The sequence below is a fragment of the Vibrio neptunius genome, from assembly GCA_019339365.1.
Taxonomy (GTDB): Bacteria; Pseudomonadota; Gammaproteobacteria; order Enterobacterales; family Vibrionaceae; genus Vibrio; species Vibrio neptunius.
In genome coordinates this window covers 1199892-1212663 of sequence record CP079860.1, presented here as the reverse complement: position 1 = coordinate 1212663, position 12772 = coordinate 1199892, and the positions used below count along the sequence as shown (strand labels likewise).

General features: G+C 41.2%; 13 protein-coding genes and 2 tRNA genes. 7 read left to right on the top strand and 8 right to left on the bottom strand.

Going from position 1 to position 12772, the window contains the following annotated elements:
- Nucleotides 1-809: 809 nt before the first annotated feature.
- The 7 genes from KW548_22230 to KW548_22200 all read right to left on the bottom strand — a co-directional run bounded on the left by KW548_22230 (nt 810) and on the right by KW548_22200 (nt 5738).
- On the bottom strand, nt 810-1436 hold the full coding sequence (locus KW548_22230; protein ID QXX08357.1) for a hypothetical protein: 627 nt from the start codon (nt 1434-1436) through the stop codon (nt 810-812).
- Between the two features lie 407 nt (nt 1437-1843).
- On the bottom strand, nt 1844-2224 hold the full coding sequence (locus KW548_22225; GenBank protein QXX08356.1) for a hypothetical protein: 381 nt from the start codon (nt 2222-2224) through the stop codon (nt 1844-1846).
- A 408-nt stretch (nt 2225-2632) separates the two neighbouring features.
- Complete coding sequence (locus KW548_22220) at nt 2633-3013, bottom strand: hypothetical protein (GenBank protein ID QXX08355.1); 381 nt, start codon at nt 3011-3013, stop codon at nt 2633-2635.
- A gap of 393 nt (nt 3014-3406) precedes the next feature.
- Nucleotides 3407-3754, bottom strand: coding sequence for a hypothetical protein (locus KW548_22215; GenBank protein QXX08354.1), 348 nt, complete (start codon nt 3752-3754; stop codon nt 3407-3409).
- Nucleotides 3755-3771: 17 nt separating this feature from the next.
- Entirely contained in the window at nt 3772-4707 is a 936-nt protein-coding gene (locus KW548_22210; GenBank protein QXX08353.1) for a hypothetical protein, read from the bottom strand.
- Between the two features lie 531 nt (nt 4708-5238).
- Entirely contained in the window at nt 5239-5490 is a 252-nt protein-coding gene (locus KW548_22205) for a hypothetical protein (GenBank protein QXX08352.1), read from the bottom strand.
- A gap of 5 nt (nt 5491-5495) precedes the next feature.
- Nucleotides 5496-5738, bottom strand: a complete 243-nt coding sequence (locus tag KW548_22200; GenBank protein ID QXX08351.1) for a hypothetical protein — start codon at nt 5736-5738, stop codon at nt 5496-5498.
- A 681-nt stretch (nt 5739-6419) separates the two neighbouring features.
- Between KW548_22200 and KW548_22195 the strand changes: the two genes are divergently transcribed.
- Together KW548_22195 and KW548_22190 are read left to right on the top strand one after the other, a co-directional pair.
- Nucleotides 6420-6671, top strand: coding sequence for a hypothetical protein (locus tag KW548_22195; protein ID QXX08350.1), 252 nt, complete (start codon nt 6420-6422; stop codon nt 6669-6671).
- Nucleotides 6658-7092, top strand: a complete 435-nt coding sequence (locus tag KW548_22190) for a hypothetical protein (protein ID QXX08349.1) — start codon at nt 6658-6660, stop codon at nt 7090-7092. Before KW548_22195 ends, KW548_22190 begins: the two co-directional genes overlap by 14 nt.
- A 173-nt stretch (nt 7093-7265) precedes the next feature.
- Here the strand turns inward: KW548_22190 and rtcR are convergent, their stop codons facing one another.
- Entirely contained in the window at nt 7266-8858 is a 1593-nt protein-coding gene (rtcR, locus tag KW548_22185; GenBank protein QXX08348.1) for an RNA repair transcriptional activator RtcR, read from the bottom strand.
- A 255-nt stretch (nt 8859-9113) separates the two neighbouring features.
- Between rtcR and KW548_22180 the strand changes: the two genes are divergently transcribed.
- The 5 genes from KW548_22180 to KW548_22160 all read left to right on the top strand — a co-directional run bounded on the left by KW548_22180 (nt 9114) and on the right by KW548_22160 (nt 12761).
- Nucleotides 9114-9183, top strand: a tRNA-Phe gene (locus KW548_22180).
- Nucleotides 9178-9254 (top strand) — tRNA-Lys (locus tag KW548_22175). The genes KW548_22180 and KW548_22175 overlap by 6 nt, the downstream gene beginning before the upstream one ends.
- A 181-nt stretch (nt 9255-9435) precedes the next feature.
- Complete coding sequence (locus KW548_22170) at nt 9436-10608, top strand: slipin family protein (GenBank protein QXX08347.1); 1173 nt, start codon at nt 9436-9438, stop codon at nt 10606-10608.
- Nucleotides 10609-10682: 74 nt separating this feature from the next.
- Nucleotides 10683-11909, top strand: coding sequence for an RtcB family protein (locus KW548_22165; GenBank protein ID QXX08346.1), 1227 nt, complete (start codon nt 10683-10685; stop codon nt 11907-11909).
- 9 nt (nt 11910-11918) lie between these two features.
- Nucleotides 11919-12761 carry a nucleotidyltransferase domain-containing protein gene (locus KW548_22160; GenBank protein QXX08345.1) on the top strand — a complete coding sequence of 281 codons (843 nt, stop codon included), beginning with the start codon at nt 11919-11921 and terminating at the stop codon, nt 12759-12761.
- The last annotated feature ends 11 nt before the right edge of the window (nt 12762-12772 follow it).

Below are 12772 nucleotides of genomic sequence, written 5' to 3'. Positions count from 1 at the left end.
CGAGAAAAACTAGTGTGCCATACTATTGAGCGAAGCGAAAATAGCACGCGTCTTGGGTCGCTGTAGAACAATTTGTTATAGCTACAACTCTACGAACTTCGCCATTCAGATAAAGCCTCAGTGACGTTAAAGTCAGTTCTGAAGTTAGCTACTTTCCTCAGTGTAAAATACTCCGGTTTCGCACGGATACTACTAGCAAGTTGAGCGATATATGATTTGCCCGTTAATTTATAACTTGATGCTTCCGAATGAGTTAATTGAATCTCTATTGTAAACATGCCGACAGTTCCACATACCACCGACAAATACATATCGTTTGTGTGTTGGAAAAGAAGCCATGACATGTGTTCTTCATCTAAAACTACCACCCATCCTCCAGTAGCTATAACAGTTTGTTAGTAGCAATTTCATGCACGAGCGCCTTGATAACGTAACCCCATTGAAAACGCTTGCTCCTCAGTAATAATTTCTTTCTTCTTTAGCAACCCAATGATCGAGCTAGGCTTTCTTGCTACCTCTTGAGCTATGACATCTATGGATGTATTCGCCTGATGTTGATTTATAACGTACTCGACGGTTTCATCTGTCCAAGGTAAACCATAATTCTTCGGTAAAATCTAATTGGGACAGACATCTTAACACTCCTGAACAATCCCAATAAGAGATCCTCAATATGTGTTTGTCGTAAGCAATGCTTGATAGCCGAAATGACAAAGTGAAGTAGATAACTTTGTTGTTCGAAGAGCATTGGCTGCTCTCGCAGCCAACAGGATGTTATTGCCTATTGACAGGCAGAAGGCTCATATGTGTTATGAGTACGACTTGCACAATAAGATGCGATTACCTGACTGCCTTATAGTATACTTATTACCCGCTATCCTTTCACTGGCATAAGATGCACCAACAAACTTTAAAGAATAGCCCGCTAATACGAAAAAGATTGCTATTGGAACCAACCATGCAGCTTGCTGAGATTCTAAAAAGTAGTAGAAGCATAAGGTTAATAGTAGCGAAAAGGACCAATAGAAAGCATTGGACAAATACTTTTTAAGCTTGTGATATTTTGGTTTTTCGTATTTGCCATCTTCATAGCTGATGGAGCTTTTACACCTCTTAATATCATTTATAAACTCTGTCGGTCTATTTAGATTACAGCAGTGTTGAATCTCTTCAAAGGATAAAGCAAAACCAAAGTAGTTAGCAAATCCCTGCTCTATAACGATAGGGTTCTTAACGCTCAGGTCAGAATCAAATACCTGTAAAAAAAGCTCGTACTTCTTAAATTTGTTGGATGAAGATGTTGCAATCGAGATATTGAAGCGCTCATACATAAGCAGCAACAAAAACAGAGTTAGTATGACAAATATGACCCATGTCGATTCTTGACCAAGGTTCTCACTCAATAGCTCTAACCATTTCGAAAAGATATTTTCCATTTCACTAATTCCCAATAGTACTCACAACATTCTTAATAACAGGCCGTCTGGTTTTTCGCTCTGCCTGACTTGCCATTAACCTATCATAAGTGACTAAAAATTAATGTAAATACATCAAAATATACACCCTGACAATATATAAGAACGAGCGTGCATGTTGTAACTTTTTAACCATGCGCGTTATCTTGGCAAGAATTGAATCTAATTGGGACAGACACCTTAACACTCCTGAACAATCCCAATAAGAGATCCTCAATATGTGTTTGTCGTAAGCAATGCTTGATGACCCAAATGACAAAGCGAAGTAGATAACTTTGTTGTTCGAAGAGCATTGGCTGCTCGCGCAGCCAACAGGAATTATTGCCTATTGACAGGCAGAAGGCTCATATGTGTTAGGCAAATTTTCGCTATGGCACGTAAACCATTTCTATTTGATACTCATAACCGTCTTTGGACTCAAACACTTTGGCTTGGAGCACCAAATCACTTAAACCTTCAGTTTCAGTCCAAAGGTCAATTAGTACATCCCAATGAGTTTCCATCCACATACATACAGATGAATCCCAAGTTTGCTCTGGTAAGGCAACCAAATTTTCATTGTAATCTTTAACATATGTTTCTATCTGGTCAGCTATGTCTTGTGCTACTGGAACTAACCCCTCAATGCTTCTATTGAGAAGGTAATCGTGGTCAACAAAAGAACTTACTATTTGGCAAAATGTTTGACGCCACACTGTTGGTATTGGGCGCTGAACTTCATCTTTTACAACTAATACTTCTTCTGACATGCTTTATCCACCTTTTTGCCTAACATTCTTAATAACAGTCAGTCTCGTTTTTCTCTCTACCTGACTTTTTATCAACTTACCATAACTCATTAAAAACTATCGAATATACGTCATATTGAATCTAATTAGGACAGACACCTTAATACCCACTGTTTAACCATTTTTTTGAATAGTGCCTGCGGGGGTTAATCGATAAGTGTCTAGTGACCCAGCCAATAATGGTTGGCAGCGGTGAGACCGCAATAAGAGATCCTCAATATGTGTTTGTCGTAAGCAATACTTGATGGGCGAAATGACAAAGCGAAGTAGATAACTTTGTTGTTCGAAGAGCATTGGCTGCTCGCGCAGCCAACAGGAATTATTGCCTATTGACAGGCAGAAGGCTCATATGTGTTAGGCAAATTTTCGCTATGGCACGTAAACCATTTCTATTTGATACTTATAACCGTCTTTGGACTCAAACACTTTGGCTTGGAGCACCAAATCACTTAAACCTTCAGTTTCAGTCCAAAGGTCAATTAGTACATCCCAATGAGTTTCCATCCACATACATACAGATGAATCCCAAGTTTGCTCTGGTAAGGCAACCAAATTTTCATTGTAATCTTTAACATATGTTTCTATCTGGTCAGCTATGTCTTGTGCTACTGGAACTAACCCCTCAATGCTTCTATTGAGAACGTAATCGTGGTCAACAAAAGAACTTACTATTTGGCAAAATGTTTGACGCCACACTGTTGGTATTGGGCGCTGAACTTCATCTTTAACAACTAATACTTCTTCTGACATGCTTTATCCACCTTTTTGCCTAACATTCTTAATAACAGGCAGTCTCGTTTTGTCTCTACCTGACTTTTTATCAACTTACCATAACTCATTAAAAACTATCGAATATACGTCATATTGAATCTAATTAGGACAGACACCTTAATACCCACTGTTTAACCATTTTTTTGAATGGTGCCTGCGGGGGTTAATCGATAAGTGTCTAGTGACCCAGCCAATAATGGTTGGCAGCGGTGAGACCGCAATAAGAGATCCTCAATATGTGTTTGTCGTAAGCAATGCTTGATGACCGAAATGACAAAGCGAAGTAGATAACTTTGTTGTTCGAAGAGCATTGGCTGCGCGCGCAGCCAACAAGATGTTATTGCCTATTGACAGGCAGAAGGCTCATATGTGTTAGGGCTTGAGTGCCACCAATAATTTTTTATATTCATTGATAATAGATTTATGAAGTGTCCCTCGTGTATGGCGCGGTCGCCTTCTACGTTCGAGTTTAAGTTCTTCGCTACATATCCAATTAATCTCTTTCTCAAGTTTTTTTTCGGCAAAATATTCGCCACTACTTACATCTGGAAATGGAATGATGTCTGAGGTGTCTCTATTATAAATTGCCCCTTTAATTGGGTGCATTTTTAGCATTTTCTTTAAGTTTTTATCAAATGAAAGAAACATTGGGACAAAGTAATGTCCATCACTACCCATTCCTAAAGGTATTAATTGTTCCATAATTCTCGGAGCTGCCATGTCCCACGCGATGTTGTCTAACTTTTTAGCAATCCTTGTGTTTCGCATCGTTTCTGCACCTCTTTGAGAATGGGTAAGTTATTTCTCGATGAGAAATACTTATGGGCAATTATTGCTTCACGGTCCATATATATTCCGACGCATTCATGCATAAATTGAAGGTAGACTTTCATTTTATTCCTTTCGTTTTTATTTGACTCCTCCTGAACGCGTACCATACCTATCAAATTTAAAAGTAGATTTCTCTGAAGCAACATAAAATCATTTAGTGTATGCTTGTTTTCAAAATAAAATCCATATACTGAGTTTATTGCATTACGAACAGCTTGCCTATATGACACGGTGAACTTTGGGTTTAGTGTTTTCTTATATTCTTGGCAATCAATACTTGCAAAGAGGTGTAAGCTGCATAGATTTTCACGAAAGCTCTTGTCTAAACTTAGCCAGAAGCCTAGTTTACTCTTAGAGGCAAAATCTGCATTTTTCATGACAGTTTTAATGTTCTCAACTAAGTAAAATAGAAAGTCAAAATTCAAATCATCTCTTAGTAACTCATCAACTAATCCCAAAAAATCGCCTTGAACATTACCTATAGACTTACCTCGAACTAAGTTATTGATATAAGAGGCAATGTTAGTATCGAACATAACCGTATAATCAATAGGAAAATACACTTTTTCTTTGCGGAAGATAGCTTCAAGCATATCATCATCAATGAAGTACAGGCGCTCAGACTTAAAGTATGGAACTAGATAATCAAAAGGTTCTTTGGTGTACTTTCTAATACATTCAGGTAAAACAACCCTGTCGTAATCATCTAAGTGTATCACTCCACTGAGCTCTTGGAATTTACCTTTTAAAGCTAACCATGAAGTAGCTACATCTAAAGGGCTTTCAGCAACAGAAAACAGAGTTGCACACTCGTAAAATTCTTCTTGTTCAAATAGTTCCATAGATATTACCTGTTATAATGCAGAGCCCTAACGCCGCATTCTTACGAATCCCCTCATAATTTCTATATAAAACAATGAGTAGACGCACATCGCTCATTCTGATCTAATGAATTTCGCCAAAAACACACCTGATTAAATGGATTTAATAGGGAGCCCTAACGATGCGCGACATTCAAATTCTACAGCAAACTATTGAGAATCAATGCCCTGAAATTCACAAAAAACGACTTATATCTCTGATACTTGCAACCAAAGCGGTTCTTGAAAATCTAATTGGGACAGACACCTTAACACTAGAGGGCTAACACCCTTAACAACAGGCAGTCTCGCTTTTCTCTTTGCCTGACTTGCCATTAACCTACCATAAGTGACTAAAAATTAATGTAAATACATAGAACCATACATAATATCGATATATAAAAGCGAGCGTGAGGGTTATCTTAGTAAGAAGAATAAAAATTCTATTAATAACTTAGAGCAACCACCCTACCCCAAACCTCAGTGATTCTGTACCTGCTCGTTGATAGCCAATCAACGCGAGGTGAGAGTTTGCTCTCCCTTAAGCGTTTTCACGATGCCATCCCGCTGACTATCGCTCAGCGGAAACCAACGGTTCTTCTGGATCTGCGGTTCAGACAGTACCTCAAGCAGTGCGTCTGGGCTCAGTTTCGCTTTCCCGTAAGCCACCAGCTCAATCGGCTGTGCGCACAAAGACTGTAAACGACAAATACATTGATCGACGTCTTGGGTAAAACACAAGTTATAGGCGTTTTGGCCTTGCATCTTAACTAAGCAAAGATCGGTAGTATCACGTCACGAGATGGGGAGCAGTGCTCGGTGAAGCGATTGAGCTGCGCTTGTCTAATAATCGCTTCGAGCCAGCTGTATTTAGACGTTTGTTTAGGGTCGGGCCCATTGAGCAGCGTCGATAAATCACGCATATGGGAGCGAATCGATTCAGGCTCGGTGTGAATACGGTAACAAATAGAATTGAGGACTTTCAGAACATGATCATCTGTGAGCTTTGGCATGGTAACCTCCAACAGGAAAACATTTCCATCACCACACAGAGACCCCATAACAAAGGGTGGTGAACTGAACAAGGTTGAACCTACCGCACACATGGAAACGGCCAGCCGAAGCTGCCTCGCCCAGCCCACCGTAATACCGAATTGAATTGCGCAATAACTAAGCAATTCAGGTTTCGACGGATGCGCCGAGGCCGCACATGATGAAGGCTAAGGTTCAGCCGGCATCAATGCGCCATGTGTAAGTTGCAGGGGTTCAATCCTGGCACTGGATTTTGCCAGTGCTTTTGCAGGATATCGCTGGGGTTCTGAAGAGTCAACGCTTTAAGCGCGTAGGGCGATTAACTGGTCAAAAATCAGTACCTTGTAAAGAGGTGTGTTAACAATGTGTCGAGTAAAGGATGAGGTTTAGATAAGGCCGTCACAGAAAACGGTTTCTATTGTTTGAGGCTGAGAAGAGATTTAGGACACACTAAAAAGATACATTAATGATTGAGGCGTGTATTTTTCTAGGGAAAATCACCAGCCTTGTAGTTGACGGTTAAACAGACATCTTTTCATGTTATAAGTTTCTAAAAACTAACCACTGGGAGCAATCTTTTGTCGAATATTGGCTACTGTTCATTTAAGGATGTAAAACTATCTAGCAGCTCCTTTAAAGCAGTTAGTGAAATCAGAGAGGTAATGAAAGGAGGCAACATGCTTGCTTACTCAGTTGGAGCGGTCCCGCTGTTCGATTTATTCTTAGGTCGAAAGCCAGCCCAAAGCAGACTCATAAACATAGCGGCTTATGACTGGGTTGAGTTTGCCAAGGTACTCGCCTCTGTAAACGCAGCCGTTAAATACAGAATTCACCAGATAGCCGAACCTTTAACATGGCAAACCAATGGCAAGGAAGGTGAATTTTGGAGGTGTGTAGTCCGTGCGTCTTTGTAACCTAGCTCTTGCACTATCCATACTTTCGTTTACCGCCTGTGCAACCAGTTTTGAGCAAGCTTTGGCGAGCTATGGGGATAAACTGACTAAATGCAACAATATAGCCAAGACGAACAATAAACCATTCCCTGTTAACGGCTGGTTCAACTCCCTGTCAACCCAAGATAAGAAAAATGTCGTGTTATTTATCTCTATGGATAATCGGGAAACTTGTTCTCAAAAAGAAAGGCAAAACCTCTTAGATATCGCACAGAGTGCCACACCAGAACAGCTTAAACACATTAAGCTTCTAGTTAAAAACGGCAACCAAAACGAGTTCATTAAGTTACTGGACATTAACGAAATCCACAAGATTCAATCCATCTACTCTGCACCTTTCGATTCTTTACGGGTGGGTGATGAGCTAGGGCTATTTGAATAGCGTATGATTTACTTTCTTGGTACTGGCGTCTATTGAGGCATGTTGCGCTGGAGTGTTCCGCTCAGTTATCTCTGATGGTTGGTGACGTCCGATTAATGATGTCTGTCAATACCGCGTCCCTATATGGCGCCGCTCCCAATATCAAAGCCAACCCTAATGGCAAGAATGCAGATCTATAGGTCAGCCCATTTCAATCCGAACTTAGCTAAATATTTCTGCAACCGACTTGAGTCGTTAGTTTGAGCTTTCAATGTTCGGCTCACATTAAACAACTCCCTACCAGCAGAAGCCATGCTGCTGTGCCGGCGACATACAGACAACACAAAATTTAACTGGTTGGCATCAAATTGGTCCAGTTGTTCCACCTCAGCAACCGACAAACACGCTTCTACGTGCGTGAGCTTAGATTGCTGACGAGTGGGATACCAAGCGCGCTTTAGTCGTTCAATTTCATCTTTTACATCGTCAACAGAAATTCTCGAAGAGTCTGCTAAGGTGCAAAGCCTTGTGATCGCTGAACTTAAGTCTCGAAAGTTTCCAACCCATAACGCTTCGTTGGACGTAGCGAAACTGATAAAAGCATGCTTCGCCTCTTTGTTAAACTGCACCCGTTGTCCTGATTTTTGCGCGTACAAATCAATTTCATAATCAACGTTGGCAGGAATATCCTCTTTCCTGTCTTTTAATGCAGGAAGCTGATAAGTCCAAAGATTGATACGCGCTAACAAATCTTCCCTAAACGTGCCTTTTTCAATTTCGAGCTTGAGATCTCGATTGGTACCCGCAATCAACTGAAAATCACTCTGTACAGGGCTATCACTCCCTACCGGATGAAATGTTTTATTTTCAATCGCATGCAGTAGCATGGCTTGCTCTTCGAGGCCCAGCTCACCAATCTCATCTAAGAACAAAACGCCATCATTGGCTGTAAGCAAAAAACCATCTCGTGATTTTTGAGCGCCAGTGAATGCACCTTTGGTATGACCAAATAAGGCCGCCATAGCATTTTCGCCTTTTAGCGTCGCACAGTTTACGGATACCAAAGCGCCAGAAAGCATTGCACGTCTCTTTTTCAGTTGGTAGATGCGAGTCGCCAATTGGCTTTTGCCTGCTCCGGTTGGGCCCGTTAATAGCATGGGGTCTTCAGAACGTATCGCGACCTTTTCTAACTGAGTAATTAATCGGTTAAACCCTGTATTAAGTGTTTCAATGCCCCCTTTAAGAAACTCTTTGCCTTCTTGATGTTCGACATCAAAACGGGTCGCCAATTGGTCATATTTCGACAAATCAAGGTCTATGATTTGCACACGTCCAATCGACTTGTTGTTATTGTTGTGATCAGGAGAGGTTTGAATTAAACGCCCTGGAAAGTGACGACTCTCGGTAAGTAAATAACTACAAATTTGAACAACGTGTGTTCCGGTTGTGATATGAAAAAGGTAGTCGTTGTTATCAGTATCGAATTCTTGTTGTTGGCACCAATCAAAAAGCTTGGCGTAGACTTCCTCAAAATCCCACGGATCGGAAAAGTTAATCGAATGCAGTGTCACCTTGGTTTTTGGAGACACAGATTCGATGTCTACAGCGACGTTATTTGCCAAGCGATAGCTGTGGTTATCATGCAGCATGTGTAGCTCATCGACCAGCAAGTCTTGCTGACTGCACAAACTCACATTGGGCCGCCACCTTGCCCATCGGTCCACTCTTTTACCAACAAAATCCAATTGAGTTCCAATAAGACTTATCGCCACTGTTCTCTTACTCATATCGTATCCATATAGATAACTTAGCTATCCATTAGGTTATATTTTTGTGTTTTTGTTATCAACGCACTTTTATCTAAAAGAGCAAAGAAAATATATTTTTACCAACAAATACAATCACTTAAAAATAAATTTCAAGAAAGATCACCATTTTGGCACATAGCTTGATATTACCTAGTTGTCTGATGATTTGGTTGTGATTCAAAAGGTCACTCCGGTGCGCTGAACACTGTGACTGCGTATGCCTTATCAGATAACCATTAAGTAGCTCAGAGGTAGAGCAGCGAAGAAATTTCGTGAGTCATGGGTTCGAATCCCATCTTAAATGCAGGTAGCTCAATTGGTAGAGCCTCGAATGTTTAATTCGATTGTTGTGGGTTCGAGTCCCACCCTTTTTACAATGAGTAGTTAAAACGTTAGTAAGCCGTTGGTACCAATGGTAGATAAGCGCCAGAGTGAATAATCAGTAGCAAGCAGGATGCTCCCTACTGAAGTGCAGCTTTAGGCCTTTATTAATCACGTATCTAACTCTTACTAACATCACCACATCGGTATATGGCAAGAAACGAAGGAAATTAAGATGTTTGGAACAACACTATCTTTAAGAAAAACAGTATCAGTAGCAGAAAACCAAAGAGTATTAGTGTTCAAAAATCAAAAGCTAGATTCCGTATTAACACAAGGCAAGCACAAAATATGGGATTTAAAAAACGAAATCGAATTCATGACTTTCGATATTAACTCTTTATTTTTTTCTGAGGAGAATGCCGAAAGACTGTACAAAAATAATGAGTTACTTCATGAACACATTTCGCATTGGAAACTAAAAAGCAATGAAGCTGGCTTGTTATACGTTAACGATTTGCTACGTGGCGTAGTCGCCCCTAGCGAGCAACTATACCTATGGAAAGACGCAGGTGACATTCGCTTGGAGAAAGTGACCATAGATGAAGAGATTGAAGTTGAAGAACAAACACTTTTTTTAATCAATCGTGCTGGGGCGAATACCTCCTCACGTTTGATCAGAAGCGAAAGCACGATAGCAACCAAACCCATCGCTGATCTAACCGTCGCAAACGACCATGTTGGCTTGCTGTATGTAAACGGCCAACTTATAAAAAGACTCGCGCCTGGACGACATGGCTTCTGGCAGTTCAACCACTCCGTTGAGCTGAAATCATTTGATTGCAGAACTCAACTACTTGAGATTTCTGGTCAAGAAATCTTGAGTAAAGACCGCGTCAGTCTACGAATTAATTTGAGTGCAAGCATTAAGGTACATGATGCTGAACTAGCTGCACGAAGTGTCGATAACGTTGATGATTTTGTTTACAAAATGCTGCAATTAGCCTTAAGAGAAGCGGTTGGCACAAAATCATTAGACGATATCCTGCTGGATAAATTGTATGTCAATGAAACAGTGAAAGAGCTCGTCGCAGAGCGCCTATCCGAAATGGGTATCACTTTGATGAATGTCGGCGTTAAAGACATCATTTTACCCGGAGAGATGAAAGCCATTTTGAACCAAGTGGTCGAAGCGCAAAAGGCAGCGGAAGCCAATGTGATCAAAAGACGCGAAGAAACTGCGGCGACAAGAAGCTTACACAACACAGCAAAAGTCATGGAAAACAACCCGACTTTAATGCGCCTAAAAGAGCTTGAAGCGTTAGAAAAAATCGCAGACCAAATTGATAGCTTAACGGTTTATGGCGGCCTAGAAGGTTTAATGAATGGGGTTGTAAAAGTCGCGTAGGCATATCGATAGAGACTGAGCGGCTATGAATTGGCGAACGCTTGCGCGGCGATTATAGAATTAAGGAAGCAACAATGTGTAGAAACTATAACGTTATTGAAAATGAAGGAAGAGCCACCATCAAGGCATGGACTAAAGGGGTGCCTTTTGATGACAAAGCTCAAGAGCAGTTGAACAACATCGCTGGTATGTCGTTAGTCCATTCACATATTGCGGTGATGCCGGATGTTCACCTTGGTAAAGGCGCAACGATTGGAAGTGTTATTCCTTCTGTTGATGCTGTCATACCCGCTGCCGTCGGGGTCGATATTGGATGCGGTATGTTAGCAACAAAAACAACGTTAACGGCCAGCCAGTTACCCGATAATTTATCAGGGATCAGACATGCTTTTGAAGCAGCAGTACCTCATGGTCGTACTGGAGGAAGGGGAAAAGCCCGAGACAGAGGAGCTTGGCACAATATTCCAGATGTCGTTGCTGGCGAATGGAAAAAGCTCGAAACACGATTTGAAACTATTTGCCACAAGCACCCAGCGATAAGAAAAAGCAACCATGTTAAGCATTTAGGCACCATGGGCACGGGTAATCACTTTTTAGAACTGTGCCTAGACGAAAACGATGCGGTTTGGATTATGTTGCACTCAGGAAGTCGCGGTGTAGGAAACAGAATTGGCACTTACTTTATAGAGCTTGCAAAGAAAGAAATGCAACGCCATCAAGTGAACTTACCTGATATGGACTTGGCTTACTTGGAAGAAGGCAGCGCATACTTTGATGACTACGTGGAAGCGGTTGAATGGGCACAAGATTTTGCCGCCAAGAATCGTGAAATAATGATGTTTAATGCTATATCTGCACTGAAAAAGCAAATACCAGTCGCGTTTTCTACCGCTGAGTTAGCGGTGAACTGTCATCACAACTACGTCTCTAGGGAACGGCATTTTGGCAAGGATTGTTATGTGACTCGTAAGGGTGCAGTAAGAGCCGAAAAAGGCGAAATGGGCATTATTCCAGGAAGCATGGGCGCTCGCTCTTTTATTGTTCGTGGGTTAGGAAACCCTGAGAGTTTTAATAGCTGTAGTCATGGTGCTGGACGAGTGATGTCGAGAACACAAGCTAAAAAGGTCTACAACATTAATGATCAAATTGCAGCAACCGAAGGAGTAGAGTGCAGAAAGGATGCCTCTGTGATTGATGAAATTCCCCATGCTTACAAGGATATTGAAAAAGTCATGGCAGCTCAAAAAGACTTAGTGGAAGTGGTTTACACACTGAAGCAAATCGTTTGTGTAAAGGGCTAAGGAAGTAAAATGGCAATGAATGGTAGAGTTAGTGAACTCGCTGAATCGAAACAAGTCATAGACACGAAAATCAGAAAAGAAATATTGCGCAGAATAGCTGCAGCTGAAAAAGAACATGATATTAAAGTGATATACGCGGTTGAATCTGGCAGTCGAGCGTGGGGGTTTTCCAGCCCGAATAGTGATTACGATGTGCGCTTTATCTATGTCCGTAAAAAAGACTGGTACCTATCCATCGATCTTGAAGATAGACGCGATGTTATCGAATATCCAATAGTCGACGAAATAGATATCAATGGCTGGGATTTACGTAAGGCGTTAAACCTATTTTGGAAGTCGAACCCTGCTTTTATTGAGTGGTTACAGTCTCCAATTGTATATGTAGATGATGGCTATTTCGCTCAAAGAGCGAGGGAGTTAATGCCGGCTATCGCTTCTTCACACAAAGGGATACATCACTACTTACACATGGCTAAAGGTAACTTCCGAGGATATCTACAAAGGGATTTAGTCCCTTTGAAGAAGTATTTCTATGTGTTGAGACCATTGCTCGCCATCCAGTGGCTAGAAAAATACGACAAACCCGCGCCCATTGAATTTGACCAACTGCGCCAATTAGTGGCCGAACACATTCCCTTAGATGAAGCTATTACTGCTCTCTTAGAGCGTAAGAGAGTCAGTTTAGAGAAAGAGTACGCGCCTGCGGTGCCAGTCATCAATGAATTTATCGAGTCTGAATTACTTCGGCATGAGCACTATGTGGGGAGCAACAATGGGCGAGAAGCTCTATTTGAGTCACTGAATTTGCTATTCAAAGCTGTATTGGAAAGGAACGAGGCAAATTTGCTTTAAAAAAGCTAGCG